This is a genomic window from Aliiroseovarius sp. F47248L (genome assembly GCF_023016085.1).
In the GTDB taxonomy this organism is placed as follows: domain Bacteria; phylum Pseudomonadota; class Alphaproteobacteria; order Rhodobacterales; family Rhodobacteraceae; genus Aliiroseovarius.
This window is the reverse complement of record NZ_JALKBF010000001.1, coordinates 504317-521968: the sequence shown is the minus strand read 5'-3', so window position 1 is coordinate 521968 and position 17652 is coordinate 504317. Positions and strand designations below refer to the sequence as shown.

Annotated in this window: 18 protein-coding genes; 10 read left to right on the top strand and 8 right to left on the bottom strand. The window is 56.4% G+C overall.

The window, feature by feature from the left end; genetic code table 11:
* Positions 1 to 34 precede the first annotated feature (34 nt).
* Positions 35 to 1429: an aspartate aminotransferase family protein gene (locus tag MWU51_RS02620; RefSeq protein WP_247034365.1), complete on the bottom strand. Its 1395-nt coding sequence runs from the start codon at positions 1427 to 1429 to the stop codon at positions 35 to 37.
* Positions 1430 to 1558: 129 nt separating this feature from the next.
* On the bottom strand, positions 1559 to 2218 hold the full coding sequence (locus tag MWU51_RS02615) for a GntR family transcriptional regulator (RefSeq protein WP_247034363.1): 660 nt from the start codon (positions 2216 to 2218) through the stop codon (positions 1559 to 1561).
* A 164-nt stretch (positions 2219 to 2382) separates the two neighbouring features.
* On the opposite strand from MWU51_RS02615, the gene MWU51_RS02610 reads away from it, so the two are divergent.
* From MWU51_RS02610 to MWU51_RS02585, 6 genes are all read left to right on the top strand, one after another.
* Positions 2383 to 3468, top strand: coding sequence for a polyamine ABC transporter substrate-binding protein (locus MWU51_RS02610; protein WP_247034354.1), 1086 nt, complete (start codon positions 2383 to 2385; stop codon positions 3466 to 3468).
* 73 nt (positions 3469 to 3541) lie between these two features.
* Positions 3542 to 4687 (top strand): ABC transporter ATP-binding protein, encoded by a 1146-nt coding sequence (locus MWU51_RS02605; protein WP_247034352.1) that lies wholly within the window; start codon positions 3542 to 3544, stop codon positions 4685 to 4687.
* Complete coding sequence (locus tag MWU51_RS02600; protein ID WP_247034350.1) at positions 4684 to 5574, top strand: ABC transporter permease subunit; 891 nt, start codon at positions 4684 to 4686, stop codon at positions 5572 to 5574. The genes MWU51_RS02605 and MWU51_RS02600 overlap by 4 nt, the downstream gene beginning before the upstream one ends.
* Positions 5571 to 6383, top strand: a complete 813-nt coding sequence (locus MWU51_RS02595) for an ABC transporter permease (RefSeq protein WP_247034348.1) — start codon at positions 5571 to 5573, stop codon at positions 6381 to 6383. Before MWU51_RS02600 ends, MWU51_RS02595 begins: the two co-directional genes overlap by 4 nt.
* The gene (locus tag MWU51_RS02590; RefSeq protein WP_247034346.1) at positions 6380 to 7726 is read left to right on the top strand and encodes a glutamine synthetase family protein; all 1347 of its coding nucleotides are present in this window, start codon (positions 6380 to 6382) and stop codon (positions 7724 to 7726) included. The genes MWU51_RS02595 and MWU51_RS02590 overlap by 4 nt, the downstream gene beginning before the upstream one ends.
* 4 nt (positions 7727 to 7730) lie before the next feature.
* Positions 7731 to 9056 carry an FAD-binding oxidoreductase gene (locus tag MWU51_RS02585; protein WP_247034344.1) on the top strand — a complete coding sequence of 442 codons (1326 nt, stop codon included), beginning with the start codon at positions 7731 to 7733 and terminating at the stop codon, positions 9054 to 9056.
* Between the two features lie 67 nt (positions 9057 to 9123).
* Here MWU51_RS02585 and MWU51_RS02580 read toward each other — a convergent pair whose 3' ends face one another.
* A complete protein-coding gene (locus MWU51_RS02580) occupies positions 9124 to 10650 on the bottom strand; it encodes a malonyl-CoA synthase (protein ID WP_247034343.1) in 1527 nt (508 codons plus the stop codon).
* A 127-nt stretch (positions 10651 to 10777) separates the two neighbouring features.
* On the opposite strand from MWU51_RS02580, the gene MWU51_RS02575 reads away from it, so the two are divergent.
* On the top strand, positions 10778 to 11338 hold the full coding sequence (locus tag MWU51_RS02575) for a flavodoxin family protein (protein WP_247034340.1): 561 nt from the start codon (positions 10778 to 10780) through the stop codon (positions 11336 to 11338).
* Positions 11339 to 11368: 30 nt separating this feature from the next.
* Here MWU51_RS02575 and MWU51_RS02570 read toward each other — a convergent pair whose 3' ends face one another.
* A complete protein-coding gene (locus MWU51_RS02570) occupies positions 11369 to 11674 on the bottom strand; it encodes a DUF1992 domain-containing protein (RefSeq protein ID WP_247034338.1) in 306 nt (101 codons plus the stop codon).
* Between the two features lie 88 nt (positions 11675 to 11762).
* Positions 11763 to 13340, bottom strand: a complete 1578-nt coding sequence (locus MWU51_RS02565; protein WP_247034336.1) for a bifunctional metallophosphatase/5'-nucleotidase — start codon at positions 13338 to 13340, stop codon at positions 11763 to 11765.
* 179 nt (positions 13341 to 13519) lie between these two features.
* On the opposite strand from MWU51_RS02565, the gene MWU51_RS02560 reads away from it, so the two are divergent.
* Genes MWU51_RS02560 through arsC form a run of 3 tightly spaced genes read left to right on the top strand, consistent with a single transcriptional unit; the run spans position 13520 to position 15257 of the window.
* Positions 13520 to 13858, top strand: coding sequence for a DUF952 domain-containing protein (locus tag MWU51_RS02560; protein ID WP_247034334.1), 339 nt, complete (start codon positions 13520 to 13522; stop codon positions 13856 to 13858).
* Positions 13855 to 14919, top strand: coding sequence for a quinone-dependent dihydroorotate dehydrogenase (locus MWU51_RS02555; RefSeq protein ID WP_247034326.1), 1065 nt, complete (start codon positions 13855 to 13857; stop codon positions 14917 to 14919). The genes MWU51_RS02560 and MWU51_RS02555 overlap by 4 nt, the downstream gene beginning before the upstream one ends.
* Positions 14916 to 15257 carry an arsenate reductase (glutaredoxin) gene (gene arsC, locus MWU51_RS02550; RefSeq protein WP_247034324.1) on the top strand — a complete coding sequence of 114 codons (342 nt, stop codon included), beginning with the start codon at positions 14916 to 14918 and terminating at the stop codon, positions 15255 to 15257. Before MWU51_RS02555 ends, arsC begins: the two co-directional genes overlap by 4 nt.
* On the opposite strand, the gene MWU51_RS02545 is transcribed toward arsC, so the two are convergent.
* From MWU51_RS02545 to MWU51_RS02535, 3 genes are read right to left on the bottom strand one after another with little or no spacing between them, the layout of a single operon-like run.
* Positions 15254 to 16570: an MATE family efflux transporter gene (locus MWU51_RS02545; RefSeq protein WP_247034322.1), complete on the bottom strand. Its 1317-nt coding sequence runs from the start codon at positions 16568 to 16570 to the stop codon at positions 15254 to 15256. The two genes, arsC and MWU51_RS02545, sit on opposite strands and share 4 nt — an antisense overlap.
* Positions 16567 to 17082 (bottom strand): PaaI family thioesterase, encoded by a 516-nt coding sequence (locus MWU51_RS02540; protein ID WP_247034320.1) that lies wholly within the window; start codon positions 17080 to 17082, stop codon positions 16567 to 16569. Before MWU51_RS02540 ends, MWU51_RS02545 begins: the two co-directional genes overlap by 4 nt.
* A complete protein-coding gene (locus MWU51_RS02535; protein ID WP_247034312.1) occupies positions 17079 to 17570 on the bottom strand; it encodes a PaaI family thioesterase in 492 nt (163 codons plus the stop codon). Before MWU51_RS02535 ends, MWU51_RS02540 begins: the two co-directional genes overlap by 4 nt.
* Between the last annotated feature and the right edge of the window lie 82 nt (positions 17571 to 17652).

Sequence of the window (17652 nt, the reverse complement as noted above, 5' to 3'; positions counted from 1 at the left end):
AAATCGGGCCGGGAATGCCCCGGCCCGTTTGTGATCAGCCTGCAACCAGCAGACCTTTTTCTTTTACGATCTCATACGCCTCGTCCAACGATTTGCGGGCGCGTTCGATAAAGATTTCAATCTCGGCTTTGTTGATCACCAGCGGGGGCGAAATGATCATCCGGTCGCCCGTGTGACGCATGACCAGATTGTTCGCAAAACAGCGTTCTCGCGTGATGTAGCCAACGGTCCCGGCATCCGCTGCAAATGGTGCGCGCTTAGCCTTATCCGGTGTCAGCGCAAGCGATCCCATCATGCCGACGATCTTGGTTTCTCCGACCATCGGGTGATCAGCCAGAGCATGCCACTTCTCGGCCAGGTAAGGCGCGGTTTCATTGCGAACGCGGTCAATGATGCCCTCTTCTTCCAGAATGCGCAGGTTTTCCAAGGCCAAAGCACAGGCGACCGGGTGACCCGAATAGGTATAACCGTGATTGAACTCTGTCGCAGCCAGAACCTTGGCAACTTTATCGGATACGATTGATGCACCGATCGGGACATAACCAGAGCTCAGCCCCTTTGCGACGGTCATGATGTCCGGCTGGATGTTCAGCGTTTGGCAGCCAAACCAGTTGCCGGTACGACCAAAGCCTGTGATGACTTCGTCCGCAATCAACAGAATATCGTATTTCTTACAGATGCGCTGAATCTCGGCCCAATAACCTTCAGGTGCGACGATCACACCGCCTGCGCCCTGAATTGGCTCGCCGATGAAGGCAGCGACTTTGTCAGGGCCGACTTCTTTGATCTTGGCTTCCAATTGTTGGGCGCGTTCCAAGCCAAACGCCTCGGGATCAGTATCGCCACCTTCGGCATACCAGTGAGGTTGATCAATGAACTCGATGCCCGGAATCGGCAGGCTGCCTTGCTCGTGCATCCCCTTCATACCACCCAGCGAGGTGCCGCCAATGGTTGATCCGTGATAGGCGTTCCAGCGCGAAATGATCACTTGGCGCTCGGGCTGGCCTTTTTCGGCCCAATACGTGCGCACCATACGGATGTTGGTGTCATTTGCATCCGATCCACCATTGGCGAAGAACACGTGGTTCAGATCGCCCGGTGCCAGTTCGGCCAGTTTCTGGGCCAAGGCAATGGCGGGTACATGGGTTGTCTGGAAGAAGGTGTTGTAGAATGGAAGCTCGCGAATTTGGCGCGCGGCCACATCCGCCATTTCGCTGCGCCCATATCCGATGTTCATGCACCACAGGCCCGCCATCGCATCAAGGATCCGTTCGCCTTCGCTGTCGGTCAGCCAGACCCCTTCGGCAGACGTGATGACGCGGACGCCTTTCTTTTTCAACTCATCATCTGTGGTGAAAGGATGCATGTGATGGGCGGCGTCGATCGCTTGTAGCTCAGCGGTGGGAAGGTGGTTTGTGATCTTGTTCATTTCGGGAACTCCTAGAAACAGTCCAGCGCAAAGTTCGGGCATGGAATCAGTTTGTGCCACGGCCTTGCAAAAAGCTGCGGTCAGAATATGATCAAAATTTCCGCTGTCAACGGCGGGACCGCAATCTGATCAAATCTTCTCGGTCATCAGAGTTTCCCGAACCTGAGCGATTCCCTGTTCAATATCACCACGAACGGCACCGGCGACCCGATCTGCGTCGCCGGATCGCAGCGCCTCCAACGCTTCGGCATGTTTGTCGGGCAGGTTGGCAGTGCCATAGCGCCCCAAAACAACGCGAAGTGACGGACCAGCGCGCAGCCACAACATGTTCGCGATGGATGACAGAACTTCGGAATCCGCCAGATCATACAAATAGGCATGGAAGCGATAATTGTGTTCCAGATACCCGCGCACGTCACCACGGTCGATCGCCGCATTCAGCATATCATCATACTTAACCAAGCGCTCAAGCTCAGCCTGCCCGATATTTTTCGCAGCCAAACGAGCCAACTCTGGTTCGATGCTCAGACGTGCGAATGCAATCTCATCCCACTGCGCCATATCGGGTTGCGGCACTGACACTCGGCGGTTGCCCTTAAAGATCAACGCCCCTTCCGAAGTTAGTCTCCGGATCGCTTCGCGCACCGGGGTCATGCCGACATCCAGCACCTGAACCAACCCCTGAATGGTGACAGGTTGACCCGGAGCGAGCTCGCCAAACAGAATCATTTCTCGCAATTTGCGGTAAACACGTTGGTGATCCGGTAGTTTCGCGGGTTTTTCGGACACGTGCGCCCCCTTTATCACAATTGTTTTGCCAATTCCGGCTGCAAAGATAATCTTTGAAAGCAATCTACTATGCTATCAGCAATATTACCATATTGCGCAAATGGCATTTTTTTGATCAAATGTTGCAAATCGGGGCTTCGGCCTCAAACAGGGAGAAGCTGCAAATGAAAAAAACTTGGGTAATGTTGGGTGTCGCACTGGCACTGGGGGCAACCGCCGCCACCGCTGAGGAAGTGCGCGTTTATAACTGGTCGGATTACATCGACGAGGACCTGCTTGCGAAATTTGAAGAAGAGACCGGAATTGAACTCATTTATGACGTGTTTGATTCCAACGAGGTTCTTGAAACCAAGATGCTGGCTGGCGGGTCGGGTTACGATGTTGTCGTCCCCACCGCGTCTTTCATGGAACGACAAATCTCTGCCGGTGTGTTTCAAACTTTGGATAGCTCGAAACTGCCGAATGCTGGCAACCTCTGGGATGTCATCGCCGAGCGTACAGCACAGTTCGACCCCGACAACGCCTATTCGATCAACTACATGTGGGGCACCACTGGTCTGGGTGTAAATGTCGGCAAGGTAAAAGAAGTTCTTGGTGACGATGCACCGATCGACAGCCTTTCGTTGATCTTTGACCCAGCCAACATGGAAAAACTGGCGGCCTGTGGAGTGCACATTCTGGATGCACCTGACGAGGTGATCCCGGCAGCCCTGACCTATTTGGGCGAAGACCCGAACAGTCAGGACCCCGACGTGATCGCCCGCGCCGAAGAGGTGCTGGGCCCGGTCGCACCATTCATTCAGAAGTTCCACAGCTCGGAATATATCAACGCACTGGCGAATGGCGATATCTGCGTCGCCTTCGGATGGTCAGGCGACGTCCTGCAAGCCCGCGACCGCGCGGCAGAAGCCGACAATGGAGTTGAAATTGCCTACAACGCACCGAAAGAAGGTGCGCTGATGTGGTTTGACCAGATGGCCATTCCCGCCGACGCTCCAAACCCGGACGGCGCACACAAGTTCCTGAATTTCATTCTGGATGCGCAGAACATGGCAGCGGCTTCAAACTATGTCTACTACGCCAATGGCAACAAGGCTTCGCAAGAATTTCTGGCGGAAGATGTCATCGGTGACCCGGCCATCTATCCGACTGAGGAAGCCATGGCGAACACCTATGTGAAGAAAGCCTATCCGACCAAGGTGCAGCGCGTTGCCACGCGTCTTTGGACCAAGATCAAATCGGGCACCTAAAACAAGAGCTTTCGCGCCCCCTGCATGATCTTCTCATGTGGGGGGCGTTACCTTTTACCCACCCGAGGTTATTATGTCTGACGCCGCAACTGCACCGGTTTCTGTTTTCGCACCATGGGAAGACGCCCAGGCCAAGCCCTTGATCCAGTTTCAGAATGTCACCAAACGCTGGGGTGACTTTACTGCGATCGACGACCTTTCAATCGACATCTACGCACAGGAATTCTTTGCGCTGTTAGGACCGTCTGGTTGCGGCAAAACCACAATGATGCGGATGCTGGCCGGGTTCGAAACGCCGACCGAAGGTGCCATCCTGATTGACGGCCAGAATATCGCCGCCATTCCCCCTAACAAGCGCGCCGTGAACATGATGTTCCAAAGCTATGCGCTGTTTCCCCACCTGTCGGTGGCCGAAAATATTGCGTTCGGTCTGAAACGCGACAAGAAACCGAAAGACCAAATCGCTGCACGGGTCGAAGAAATGCTGACCCTTGTGCAGTTGAACAGGTTTGCCAATCGCAAACCGCACCAGATTTCCGGCGGTCAACGCCAACGTGTTGCCTTGGCACGGTCGCTCGCCAAAGCCCCCAAGCTCTTGTTGCTGGACGAACCTCTTGGCGCATTGGACAAGAAGCTGCGGCAAGATACACAGTTCGAACTGATGGATATTCAGGAAAAGACCGGCACAACCTTCGTGATCGTGACCCATGATCAGGAAGAGGCGATGACCGTTGCCAGCCGCATTGCCGTCATGGACCACGGCAAGATCATTCAAGTCGACACGCCGTCCAAGATTTATGAAGAACCAAAGTCGATTTATGTCGCGGATTTCATTGGCGACGTAAACCTGGTCAAGGGAAATGTCACCAAGACCGGCGACGGTCATGCCTCGATCAGTTGGGCGGAAGGACAACCCGAGCTGACCGGCATTTCGCATCTGGACCTTCCCGTTGGAAGTGCAGCGACACTAGCGGTGCGCCCGGAAAAGCTAAATATCTATACCTCGCGCCCAAAGGATCAGACCAACGTGATCAAGGGCAAGGTTTTGGACATAGCTTATCTGGGCAACATGTCCACCTATGTGATCGAAACCTCGACAGGCGAAAATATCAAGGCGCAGATCGCTAACACGCGCCGTATACACCGCCGTCAAATCACATGGGAAGACAAGGTCTGGCTAAGTTTTACTGATACAGCAGGCGTGGTGCTGGACAAATGAAACGCTTCGCTCTGATCTCTGTCCCATACCTGTGGCTTCTTGCCCTGTTTTTGGTTCCGTTCCTGATTGTTTTGAAGATCAGCTTGTCGGATACCGCACTATCGATCCCCCCCTACACTCCCACGCTTGACCTGTCCGAAGGTTGGGCGGGCCTGAAAGAGTGGTGGGCCGGGTTGGATATGGAAAACTTCTGGTGGCTCGCCAGCGATGATCTTTACTGGAAGGCCTATCTTTCCAGCCTGAAGATCGCCATCATCTCGACCATTCTGACCCTGATGGTTGGCTACCCCATTGCCTATGGGATGAGCCGAGCGCCTGACGAATGGCGCCCCACCCTGATGATGTTGATTATTCTGCCGTTCTGGACAAGCTTTCTGATCCGCGTTTATTCGTGGAAAGCGATCCTGTCGAACGAGGGTCTGCTGAACCAACTTTTGATGTATCTGGGGATTATCAACGAGCCGCTGATCATCCTGAACACCAACCTCGCTGTCTATATCGGCATCGTCTACACCTATCTGCCCTTTATGGTGCTGCCTATCTATTCAGCGCTCGAGCGGATGGATGAAAGTCTGTTGGAAGCGGCAGAGGATTTGGGGTGCTCTCGCTTCACCGCCTTCTGGCTGGTGACGTTTCCTCTGTCCAAGCAAGGCATCATAGCAGGTTCGTTCCTTGTGTTTATCCCCGCAATGGGTGAATTCGTGATCCCGGCCCTGCTGGGCGGGTCGAAAACACTGATGATCGGCAAAGTGCTTTGGGAAGAGTTCTTCTCGAACCGCGACTGGCCCGTGGCTTCGGCCGTGGCTGTCATCCTGCTTTTGTTGCTGATCATCCCCATCGTCCTGTTTCAGCGTAACGAAGAAAAGCAACGGGAGGCCGAGAAATGAGGCGTCTGTCATGGTTCAATGCGGTGTCTCTGACGCTTGGATTTGCGTTTCTTTACATCCCGATGATGATCCTGATCACCTATTCGTTCAACGCGGGCAAACTTGTAACCGTCTGGTCCGGGTTTTCGACCAAATGGTATGGTGAGCTGTTCCGAAACGAGGCGTTTCTGGATGCCGCATGGGTCACCTTGAAAGTCGCAGTGATGTCATCGTCCATTGCCACGGTGCTGGGGACGATGGCAGCGTATGTGATGGTGCGTGCGGGCCGCTTCCCCGGTCGTACCGTGTTCTCCGGTATGATCTATGCACCGCTTGTGATGCCCGAAGTCATCACCGGCCTGTCGCTGCTTCTGCTCTTCATCTCGATCGGGTTGGACCGCGGGGTTTTGACCATCGTGCTGGCGCACACCACTTTCTCGATGTGTTTTGTGTCAGTCGTGGTCTCATCGCGCCTTGTCACTTTCGATCAATCGCTGGAGGAAGCCGCGCTTGATCTGGGCTGCACCGCGTTCGAGGCGTTTCGCCTTGTCACCCTGCCCATCATCATGCCGGCCGTTGTTTCGGGATGGCTGCTGGCGTTTACCCTGTCACTGGATGACCTTGTGATTGCGTCGTTCACCTCCGGACCAAGTTCGACCACTCTACCGATCAAGATCTTCTCGGCGGTGCGCTTGGGGGTCAGCCCGGAAATCAACGCCCTGTCTACAATCATGATCGGTTTGGTGACGATTGGCGTGATTGGTGCATCCCTCACGTCGAAACGATCTATTGCCAAACGTCAGAAAGACGAACAAGAGGCCATCCAATGAGCAGTTTCCTTGAAGAATACGCCAGGTATTGCGACACCCATGGTCGGCCAGACAGACTTGAGCTGATGCTCTGTGACATCAACGCGGTTCTTCGGGGCAAATGGTTGCCCGGAGACGACGAACAGAAACTAACGGACGGAGCAGTGCGACTGCCCCATTCCACCTATGTACCGAATATCCTCGGGGCCGAGGTGTCCGAAACAGGGTTAGGCATTGTCGTGGGTGACCCGGATGGACGCATTGTTCCGATCCCGGGATCGCTTAAACCCGTACCATGGGCCAAGGGCAACATGGCACAGGTCCAAGTTGAAATGCTGGACCCCGACACCAACAAGATCAGCGAGTTATCGTCGCGAAAGTTGCTCTCAAACATGGTCGACCGGTTCCATGACAAAGGTTGGCATCCCGTTCTTGCCAGCGAGTTGGAGTTTTATCTGATCCAACCGCGCCAAAATGAAGACGAGGCGCCAACCCCGCCTGACCGCAGCCCGGACGCACAGAACTATGATCTTGAGGTGTTGGAACGCACGCAGGATGTTCTGGATGACATTCTGGAAATCTCTGCCATTCAGGGTATTGCGACCGACACGCTGATTGCCGAATACGGCCCCGGCCAGTTCGAGGTTAATTTCCACCACACAGACGATGTGATGAAGGCCGCGGATACGGCTCTTCTGTTCAAGCGGTTGGTGCGGGGTGTTGCGCGAAATCACGGGTTAGAGGCTACATTCATGGCCAAGCCCTATGCAAATTTCCCTGGCAACGGGATGCATTTGCACGCGTCCATTGTTGATAAGAATGGTAAAAACATTTTTGACGATGGCAGTGGGCAGGCTTCTGAAACGCTGCGCGCAGCCGTGGGTGGCACGCTAGATACAATGCGTGATTTGCAAGCCATCTTCGCTCCGCATCTCAACTCCTATCGCCGTTATCGCCCGATGAGTTTTGCCCCATCGGCCCCAGATTGGGGATACGACAATCGCGCCGCTGGCGTCCGACTGCCCGAGATCTCGGGGCCCGGTGCTAGGCTGGAACATCGGATCGCTGGCGCAGATGTGAACCCCTATCTGGTCATCACCGCTATTCTGGGTGGCATTATGCACGGGTTGGAGACGACACCGGACCTGCCCTTGCCGTTGGACGATCCGAATGCAGAAACCGCCCCGCGTCTGACTGCAGATTGGATCCGCGCTGTCGATCGCTTCTCGCAATCCGACATCGCAGCGGACATTTTTGGCGCGCGTTTCCGCGATATCTATTCCGCCGTCCGATTGGATGAAATCGATCAGTTGACGAACGAGATTAGCCAGATCGAATACCGCGCCTATCTCGGTCGACTCTAGGGTAATGCACCGCCGCATCTATGAAGACTTAGCCTATTCCGATGCGGCGCGGGCGGAATGTATCTGGCCCCTGCCAGACCAGAACTGGCCCGCATTGATTGGCGAAACAACAACAGATGTTGCCATAATCGGCGGCGGCTATACTGGCTTGTCTGCGGCCTTACATCTGGCCAAGTCCGGTGTTGATGTTACCCTGCTGGAAGCGCATGTACCCGGCTGGGGGGCCTCTGGCCGCAACGGTGGGTTTTGCTGTATCGGTGGCGACAAGTTGACCCCCTCGACCATCCAAAAGAAATATGGCGCGAACGCGGCGCAAGCTTACTTCAAGGCCCAGCGTGGTGCCATCGACCTTGTGAAAAATCTGATCACAACCCACAATATCGACGCCGACACCCATTCAGACGGCGAGATGCAACTGGCCCATCGCCCCGACATGCTTCACGCCTTGCAGGCCGAGCGGGAACAATGGGCAGATCACGGGATCAACGCCACTTTGATCCCACACCAAGATCTTGTAAGCCACGGCATGTCGGGTGCCTTTTATGGCGGACTTCATGTGCCTTTGGGCTTCGCGCTCAATCCCGGAAAATACGTGACTGGGCTTGCGCATGCGGCTGGAAATGCAGGTGCCCACATTCATGCGCACAGCTCGGTCCAGTCGATCACGCGGACGGATGGCAGCTACAAGCTGGTCACGCTAAACGGGCACCTGACGGCCAAGAAACTGATCCTTGCCACCAATGGATATGGCACCGACGGCCTACCCGACTGGCTCACGGGTCGCTATCTTCCGCTGCAATCCAACATTCTGGTCACCCGCCCCTTGTCTGACGACGAAATCTCTGCGCAAGGCTGGACCACCGACCTGATGGCCTATGACAGCCGACACCTGTTGCACTATTTCCGCCTGCTGCCAGACCGCCGGTTCCTGTTCGGCGCGCGGGGTAACATCCGGGCAAGTACACACGGCCAAGCGGCGATGCGAGCGCGCATGCGTCGAGACCTCGCCGCATTATTTCCGGCCTGGTCCAACGTTGAAACCCCGTTTTTCTGGTCCGGCCTCATCAGCCTGTCGCGCGACCTTCTGCCCTATGCAGGGCCCATCGGTGATTGGGAAAACGCTTGGGCAGGCATGAACTATCACGGCAATGGGGTCGCTATGGGTACGTGGGTGGGGGCACGATTGGCGGATATGGCGCTGGGGCGATCCTCGGCTTTGCCTGTTCACACGCGCGCTTTGCCGCGCTTCCCGTTACCGGGTTTGAGGCGCAACTATCTCTACCCAGCCATCCTCGGTTATCGGTTAAAAGACGGCCCACCGGCCGCCTGACCTTCTGGGTTTCTTCTGGCCTTAAACATCCTGGGGTGAATTGGCGCAGCCAAGAGGGGCAACGCCCCTACCGCCTGAACAGTTCAGCGTAGTCCGCACGCATAATATTCTTCTGCACCTTGCCCATGGTATTGCGCGGTAACGCATCAACCACAATGACGCGCTTGGGCTGCTTAAACTTTGCAAGGCGCCGAGAGATCCCTGCAAGAATTCCAGCCTCATCCAAGGTAGCCTCAGGCTCAAGGACAACAACCGCCACCACGGCTTCGCCAAAATCGTCATGTGGCACGCCGATCACTGCGCTTTCCACGACACCGGCAAGATCGTCTATCACACTTTCCACCTCTTTCGGATAGACGTTGAAGCCGCCTGTGATGATCAGATCCTTACCACGCCCAACGATCGTCACATAACCATCCGCGTCAATCATGGCGAGGTCGCCAGTGATAAACCAACCATCCTCGCGAAGCTCTTCGGCCGTTTTCTCGGGCATCTGCCAATAGCCTGCAAACACGTTGTCGCCCCGCACCTCCAGAACGCCAATCTCGCCGTTGGGCAACTCTGCCCCCGTCTCCGGGTCACAAAGCTTCACCTCGACACCGGGCAACGGGAGACCAACCGTTCCTGCGCGCCGCTCACCTTCATAGGGGTTCGAGGTGTTCATGTTGGTCTCGGTCATTCCGTAGCGCTCAAGGATCGCGTGTCCCGTGACCGCGCGCCACTGATCATGCGTATCCGCCAACAAAGGGGCCGAGCCCGAGATGAACAGGCGCATATTGCGCGATGCCTCGGCCAGTCGATCATCTTTCAGCAGCCGGGTATAGAACGTCGGCACCCCCATCAACGTGGTTGCCTTTGGCATCGCTTCGATCACTGCGGCAGTGTCGAAGCCGGGCATAAATATCGCGGCCCCACCTGCCATCAAGGTCACGTTGGTCGCGACAAAAAGCCCATGAGTATGAAAAATCGGCAGCGCATGAATCAGCACGTCTTGTTCGGTAAACCGCCAGTAATCGCGCAAAGTTTCGCTGTTCGAAGCCAGCGCCCGATGCGTCAACATTGCCCCTTTCGACCGCCCCGTCGTGCCAGAGGTATAGAGGATCGCCGCCAAGTCCAGTGCATCGCGCGGCACGGCCCGAAACCCCGGTTTCTGCCCGTCTCGTGCTGACACGAGAGTGCCAACCTCATCCCTGCCCAAGGTCAAAACCTGCGCTACATCGGCGTCTCGCGCCACTTTTTTCAAGGACTCCTGATTGATCGGATCACAGACAAATACGCGGGGCGTGGCATCGCCAAGAAAAAAACCCACTTCATCAGGGGTATAAGCCGTGTTCAGGGGCAGAAACACGCCACCGGCAAGCACGGTGCCCACATAAAGTTCCAGCATGGCAGGTTCTTTCGGAGCCTGCACGGCCACGCGATCTCCGGGCTGCACGCCCAGCGCCACCAGTGCTGCGGCCATTCGTTCCGCATTGGCCCAAAAATCACCATAGGTAATCACCCTGTCGCTGCGCGCATCCGTCAGGAATGTCGCTTCGTGGCGCCCGTCCGACGCGCATGAGATGGCTTGGGCAAGGTGGTTCCAGACGTACATTCTATCCTCCTGACACTGCGCATGGATTAGCCCCGCGCCCCCTACGGGTCAATCGCTCCGCCATTCCAATTGCCGGGTGTCAAATCTACCAAATTGACAATCTACACGATTGCAGCATGTTGGCAGAATGACGAACCCGATCATCTGTATCCCCTATTTCTCTGGCTTTGGGCACACGCAGCGCATAGCACAGGCCATTGCGCAAGGTATTGGTCCGCCCGCCCAGTTGATTGATGTCGCGGCGATGACCGACGCCGATTGGCTAACGCTGGATGCGTCGGATGCCATCGTATTCGGCGCACCGACTTACATGGGGTCCGCCGCCGCACGCTTCAGTCAGTTTTTGGAAGAGGTCGACACGCGCTGGGAGCATGGCAAATGGGTCGACAAGATCGGCGCGGGTTTCACGACGGCCATCCACCCCTCGGGCGATAAACTGGCGACGTTACAAAGGTTGTCCATTTTCGCAGCCCAGATGGGTATGATCTGGGTCGGGCTCTCCGAAATCGGTGCGCCTGTGAAGCCTGATCGCCTGGGCGCCAATCGTGATGGAAGCTGGCTAGGGCTGATGGTCACCGAGCAATTGGGGCAGGATGACGACCTCCCACAAGACGATCTTGAGACCGCGCGCCGTTTCGGGGCTCGCATTGCGGCGGCGACAGATCGATGGACATACGGGCGCGCTTAGCCTTCCCGCTAGCTATCTTTCCTCAGACTTCTAGCGATACGCCTTTCGCGCCATAGCAATCCGCGCCTCCATCAATGACAAGTCCTTCATGATGTCGCGGCGGCGCGTGTTATCACCCGTGGCCGCCAACTCATCTCGCAGTCGGCGCAATTCGCGTGACAGGCTGACAATTTCCGGCACGGCGTTGCTGTCTCGGACCAACCGGTTAATCAACGCATTCTCTCGATCATCGACGTTTGGCAAAGGCTTCCCGGCACCAGCCAGATTATCAAACTCACCCGACGCCTGAGCATCACGTATTCTTTGGTCAATAAGGTCAAAAAGCGGATGATCCATGTGATGAGCATAGCCTGCCCAACAAACCAAGCAAGAATGCAAAGCCCCCGCCGGGATTTCCAGCGGGGGCATCCGAGCTTCTATCTTTTTATTTCAACGTGATGCGGCCATCTGTATAGGGCTGATAGGGCGCATTGGCGGCCAGAAACTCGGCCGTCACATCCGCAAGGTCCGGCCCAAAGTCATAGGCGTTTTCGGCGTCACGGAACATCTTGTACCCATCACCGCCGTTGCGAACATAGTTGTTGGACACAACACCATACATCTTGTCGGGGTCCAAAGCCTCCCACGTTCCGTTCATGTCAACCATGACCTCTACCACGCGTTCGCCCGTGGCATTGCCCGTTTCAACCACGTACTTCATCCCTGCAACTTGCGGGAAACGACCGTCATTCTCGGGGTCATCGAACTGGCCCATCCCGTTTTCCAGCGCGTCTTTCAAAGTGGCACCGGACACGTAGAACGTGGACAGCGTGTTCTGGAACGGAAGCACCGTCAAAACTTCGCCCTGCGTCACTTCACCGACATCAATCGAGGCGCGAAGCCCGCCGGAATTGGCCAGCGCAATCTGGATGCCCTGATCCTTCACCCGATCCAGCATGGCGTCGGCAACAAGGTTCCCCATTGCACATTCCATGTGGCGACATACATCGCGGGACCCTTCAATCGCTTCGCTGGTCGTTGCGACGACCTTGTTGCGGATCTCTTCAAGTGGCGCTGCGGCTTCGGTGATGCGGGCGACGGTTGCCTCATCCTCGGCCACAGCTCCGTCCATAATGATCGGTTCGCCGGTGGCTTCGGTGATGTTACCATCATCATCGAAGGTCACGTTCAGCTCTCCCAGGAACTTTCCGTAAGCATAGGCGGACACGATTGCCGTGCTTCCAACCATCGTGGGATAAGGACCTTCCGCACGCTCGTTCGTGTTCGACAGAAGCGTGTTCGTATGTCCGCCAACGATAACGTCTACACCCGTAGTTTTCTCAGCGACCAATTGGTCGATGCGATATCCCGAGTGGCTCAGAACGATAATCTTGTTCACGCCCTCCGCCGTCAACTTGTCCACTTCACCCTGAACCGCTTCCACGGGATCAGTGAAGATGATGTTCGGACCGGGCGACGCCAGTTCATCGGTGTTTTGTGGAGTCAGACCAATCAGGCCCAACTTCTCGCCGCCACGTTCAATAATGGTGGATTTCGCCAGTTTGTCGGCCAGCAGCTCTTCCCCAGAAACATCGGCGTTTGACATCAGCACCGGGAAGTCTACGGCATCCATGAAACCGCGCAAAACCTCCGGGCCGTCGTCAAACTCGTGGTTGCCCACGGTCATCGCGTCATAACCCATCTTGTTCATCATCTCGGCGGCAAGCTTGCCCTTGTAATAAGTATAGAACAGCGTGCCCTGGAACTGATCACCCCCATCCACAAGGATCGAGTTGTTTGAACGCGCGCGCGCATCGGCGATGGCGCTGACCAAACGAGCTGACCCGCCAAAACACTCGCCCGCCGTATTATCCTCGGCCGAGCAGCCGCTATCGTATTTGCTGATCGGTTCGAACCGAGCATGGAAGTCGTTGGTATGAAGAACGGTCAACGTATAGTCCGCCGCCGCCGAACCAGCTGTTACGGCCAATACCGCAGCAGTTGTCATGAAACGCGTAATCATTGGGAACCCCCTGTTATATTGTCTTGCAAACAAGTTGACGCGAGTCGGCCTGACTTGTCAAAGATCAAGGCCGGGATGACCCGTTGACGTAACAGCAAGATGTCAGGCCCGCTGCGACCTGTTGCCTTGAAAAGCCAACATGGCTTGACGAAGTTCGCCCCGCGCGTCACATCAGGGACATGCAAATCTACAAACTTTTCCGCGCCGCAGAATGGCAGGCGTTCGAGGCGACAGGCAAAACGCTGGGTGCGCCTGTCGATCTGACGGATGGCTACATTCACTTTTCAACCGCCGATCAGGTGGCCGAAACTGCGGCCAAGCATTTCGCGGGCGAAGACGGTTTGGTACTGGTAGCGTTTGATTCTGATGCCATGGGCAGTGCCTTGAAGTGGGAACCATCACGTGGCGGCGCATTGTTTCCCCATCTTTACCGGGAGCTAATGCTGTCCGAAGTTATGTGGCATCGCGCATTACCGTTAAGCCCCGACGGGCACAAATTTCCCGAGTGTCTTGCATGAATTTGATCGAGAAAATCGGACTGAAGCTCTTGCATCAGGTTGACCCTGAACGCTCGCATTCGCTGGCATTGATGGCGATGAAGGCTGGTGTCGTTCCGATGCCGGGCATCGTGACCTCGGACAGGTTGAAAACCACGTTCTGCGGGATGGAGATGACCAACCCTGTGGGGCTTGCTGCTGGCTATGACAAGAACGCGACCGTTGTCGACGCCCTCACGCAAGCGGGCTTTGGCTTTATCGAGGTGGGTGCCGTCACCCCCCGCCCGCAACCGGGTAACCCCAAACCGCGTCTGTTTCGCCTGACCGAAGATCAGGCCGTGATCAACCGTTTCGGGTTCAACAATGAAGGGATGGAGGCCGCAGCAGCACGTCTGACCCGCCGGTCACGCCGCCGCCCTGTGCCGGTGGGCTTGAACCTTGGGGCTAACAAGGACAGTAAAGATCGCGCAGCCGACTATGTCCATGTGTTCAAAACATGCGCCCCCTATGTCGATTTCGCCACCGTCAATGTCAGCTCACCCAACACTGAAAAGCTGCGCGATCTGCAAGGAGCAGACGCATTGCGGGGGCTGTTGTCCGACGTGCTGGCCGCACGCGAGGGTCAGGATAAATACACGCCAGTTTTTCTGAAGATCGCACCTGACCTGACCGATGCCGAACTGACAGAGGTTGCAGGCGTGGCGCAAGAAGTGGATGTTGATGCCATAATTGCCACTAACACCACCCTGTCCCGCGATGGTCTTAAAAGCCCTTTCAAGCGAGAGGCGGGAGGGCTGTCTGGCCACCCATTGTTTGAGAGATCCACCCGCGTTCTGGCCCGATTGTCTGAATTGACCGATAGCACCATGCCCCTGATCGGGGTTGGTGGCATTGCCTCGGCGGAAGATGCGTATCAGAAAATCCGCGCGGGGGCTTCGATCGTGCAGCTTTATTCGTCGCTGGCCTACAAGGGTCTAAGCCTTGTGGAAGATATTGCGTTGGGACTGGATGTACTGTTGGAACGAGACGGGTTCGCTCATGTCGCGGACGCCGTCGGAACCGGACGAAGGGACTGGCTATGACCGAGATTTGGCACAACCCGCGCTGTTCGAAATCGCGACAGACACTGGCGATCCTTGAGGAACGGGGCGAAGAGTTCATCGTGCGACGGTATCTGGAGGACGCCCCGGATGCCGCCACCCTGCGATCCGTTCTGACCGCTCTGGACGCTGCACCCATTGCGATCATGCGGACGGGTGAAAAGCAGTTCAAAGAGCTTGGATTAACCAAGGACAGCCCCGATGACGGCCTGATCGCGGCCATGGTGGCGCACCCGATCCTGATCGAACGCCCCATTGTGCTCAAAGACGGCAAGGCCCGGATCGGTCGACCGCCCGAAAGCGTGATTGAGATCCTTTAAGAGACGGTCCGCTCCAACGCGGGGTAGCGCAGACCAAGCGTGATACCGCGCGCGATGAACGAGATCAGTAACGCTAGCCACAGTCCGTGATTGCCGATAAGCGGCATCAGTGTCAGCACGGCCGCCACATAGATTGCTCCGGACACCACCATCATATTACGCATGTCTGCTGTTCGGGTCGCGCCGATAAATATCCCGTCCAACATCCAAGATGGCCAACCCACCAACGGTGCAAGGACCATATAGATCAGGAACGCGCGCGCTGCCACGCGAACGTCTTCTGCGGTGGTCATCAGGTCAATGGCCATGCCGCCGAACGCCAAGAACCCCAATGCCAAAACCACGGATATGCCTGCGCCCCACTGGCTGGACATGATTGCCGCACGGCGAAGCCCGGCACGGTTTCTTGCGCCCAGCGCCTGCCCAACAAAGGTTTCCGCACCGAATGCAAAACCGTCCATCGCAAATGCGGTCACATTCAAGAATTGGAGCAATATCTGATTGGCCGCCAGTTCCACATCCGAAAAGCGGGCGCCGAAAAACATAAAGCTGGTGAAAATTGCCGTCAGCAACAATGACCGGATGAGGATGTCGCTGTTCACGATAGCCATGCGCTTCAGGGTTTCCGCGTCCAGTACCCGCGCCCGATCACGCCATGCCGCATTGGCGAACACGTCCCGGCATAGCCACAAGGCGAAGACTGCGCCGCCGATTTCGGCAATCAAGGTCGCGATGGCGACCCCTTGGATCCCCCAGCCCAGCCCCAATACGAACCAAACATCCAGAACGATGTTGATGCCGTTCATTGCCACCTGCAGAACGAGGATGGAGCGTGTCCGCTCCAACGCGATCAGCCAGCCGGTGAAGGCCGTCATCGCAATGGCGAACGGTGCACCCCAAATACGGATCGCCAGATAGTCCCGCGCCATGCTCTCAACCTCGACCGAGGCCGGGGCCAGTTTGAATGCAGCCCAGAACACGGGGATCTGCAGCAGGATCAGAGCAAGTCCCGCCGTTACCGCGATCAACACAGCGCGGGTCAGCATGGCCGACACTTCACCCATTCGACCTGCCCCATAGGCTTGCGCGGTCAGACCGGTGGTGCCCATTCGCAGGAATCCGAACACCCAATAGAAGGTCGATATTATGACGGCACCGATCCCTACCGCGCCAATAGGGGCCGCCTCGCCCAACTGACCGATCACACCGGTATCCACAATGCCCAGAATTGGAACCGTTACATTGGACAGCACAATTGGTCCCGCAACCGCCAGAATACGGCGGTGGGTGATCTGCAGTACGCGCGTGGTCATTTGCTGGGCATCAGAAAATGGCCGGTCGCCTGTGCATATAACTTGTTACGATTGTCCTGCCATGCCTCAACATGCACCGAAGCATACCGCCGGCCCTGCCGCACGATCCGCGCCCGCGCATATGCGTCACGTGGCAGGCCAGAGCGAAGATAGTCGATCGAAAAGTCGATCGTCTTGGGCAGATAAGGCAGATTGTCTGGCCCCAATGTGCCAGGGTCCAGTTTGCCAGTCTCCATATCCTCCCACAGCGACACCCAGCTCAGTTCGATCACTGCGGCAGTCTCAAGAAAGGCCGCCGTAACACCGCCGTGAATGGCGGGCAACAACGGGTTGCCAATCAGCTTGTCCGAGAAAGGAAGAACTGCCGTCAGTTCGTCCCCGTGGCGTTCAACGGTGATACCTAGAAAACTCAGATACGGCACGCTATCGACCAGCGCCGATAGGGTGGCATCGCGTCGCTTTTTGACCACTTCGACCGGTTCGGGGCGCGGGCGCTTTGATGAACTGCTCATGACACATCGCCCCCGCTGATTTCAGACGAGATTTCTGTGGATCGCCGCTTCGGATCCCCATCCGCAGAGAAGGCACCCGTTGCAGTGGCAACCGGACGACTTTTATCTTCGTCCAGCGCCACCGCGCGCACAAAAGCAACCGAACGCGTGACGTGATAGCACGTGGCGCGCGCCGTGATCCTTTGCCCTGGCGTCGCAGGACGCATGTAGTCAATACGCAGATCTATCGTGGCAGTAAAAGCAGGGGCGTCAGGATGGCTCATCACTGCCGACCCGCAACAAGTATCCATCAGCGCCGAGACCGCGCCGCCGTGAATCACCCCTGAACGCGGATCGCCGATAAAACGGGGATCATACGGCATGGACATCACCGCCTCACCGTCCCCCAATTCGTCAAGGGTCATGCCCAAAGCCCCGCAATGCGGAATTGCCTCGGTAAATTTGCGAGCAATTTCCGCCTTCCTTTCGGGAGTAAGACCTTTGATCATCACAGTTTCCCTTTTGTCATGTTCCGCCATTTATTGGCTCTTGCAAAACGCGCGTCCAGCCCTTACTTTCGCAATTAAGAAT

What these genes read in the sequence shown, in the direction of transcription:
- MWU51_RS02620 (WP_247034365.1), bottom strand. Translation starts at nt 1,429, where the DNA reads ATGAACAAGATCACAAACCACCTTCCCACCGCTGAGCTACAAGCGATC.
- MWU51_RS02610 (WP_247034354.1), top strand. Translation starts at nt 2,383, where the DNA reads ATGAAAAAAACTTGGGTAATGTTGGGTGTCGCACTGGCACTGGGGGCA.
- MWU51_RS02605 (WP_247034352.1), top strand. Translation starts at nt 3,542, where the DNA reads ATGTCTGACGCCGCAACTGCACCGGTTTCTGTTTTCGCACCATGGGAA.
- MWU51_RS02600 (WP_247034350.1), top strand. Translation starts at nt 4,684, where the DNA reads ATGAAACGCTTCGCTCTGATCTCTGTCCCATACCTGTGGCTTCTTGCC.
- MWU51_RS02595 (WP_247034348.1), top strand. Translation starts at nt 5,571, where the DNA reads ATGAGGCGTCTGTCATGGTTCAATGCGGTGTCTCTGACGCTTGGATTT.
- MWU51_RS02590 (WP_247034346.1), top strand. Translation starts at nt 6,380, where the DNA reads ATGAGCAGTTTCCTTGAAGAATACGCCAGGTATTGCGACACCCATGGT.
- MWU51_RS02585 (WP_247034344.1), top strand. Translation starts at nt 7,731, where the DNA reads ATGCACCGCCGCATCTATGAAGACTTAGCCTATTCCGATGCGGCGCGG.
- MWU51_RS02580 (WP_247034343.1), bottom strand. Translation starts at nt 10,650, where the DNA reads ATGTACGTCTGGAACCACCTTGCCCAAGCCATCTCATGCGCGTCGGAC.
- MWU51_RS02575 (WP_247034340.1), top strand. Translation starts at nt 10,778, where the DNA reads ATGACGAACCCGATCATCTGTATCCCCTATTTCTCTGGCTTTGGGCAC.
- MWU51_RS02570 (WP_247034338.1), bottom strand. Translation starts at nt 11,674, where the DNA reads ATGGATCATCCGCTTTTTGACCTTATTGACCAAAGAATACGTGATGCT.
- MWU51_RS02565 (WP_247034336.1), bottom strand. Translation starts at nt 13,340, where the DNA reads ATGATTACGCGTTTCATGACAACTGCTGCGGTATTGGCCGTAACAGCT.
- MWU51_RS02560 (WP_247034334.1), top strand. Translation starts at nt 13,520, where the DNA reads ATGCAAATCTACAAACTTTTCCGCGCCGCAGAATGGCAGGCGTTCGAG.
- MWU51_RS02555 (WP_247034326.1), top strand. Translation starts at nt 13,855, where the DNA reads ATGAATTTGATCGAGAAAATCGGACTGAAGCTCTTGCATCAGGTTGAC.
- arsC (WP_247034324.1), top strand. Translation starts at nt 14,916, where the DNA reads ATGACCGAGATTTGGCACAACCCGCGCTGTTCGAAATCGCGACAGACA.
- MWU51_RS02545 (WP_247034322.1), bottom strand. Translation starts at nt 16,570, where the DNA reads ATGACCACGCGCGTACTGCAGATCACCCACCGCCGTATTCTGGCGGTT.
- MWU51_RS02540 (WP_247034320.1), bottom strand. Translation starts at nt 17,082, where the DNA reads ATGAGCAGTTCATCAAAGCGCCCGCGCCCCGAACCGGTCGAAGTGGTC.
- MWU51_RS02535 (WP_247034312.1), bottom strand. Translation starts at nt 17,570, where the DNA reads ATGATCAAAGGTCTTACTCCCGAAAGGAAGGCGGAAATTGCTCGCAAA.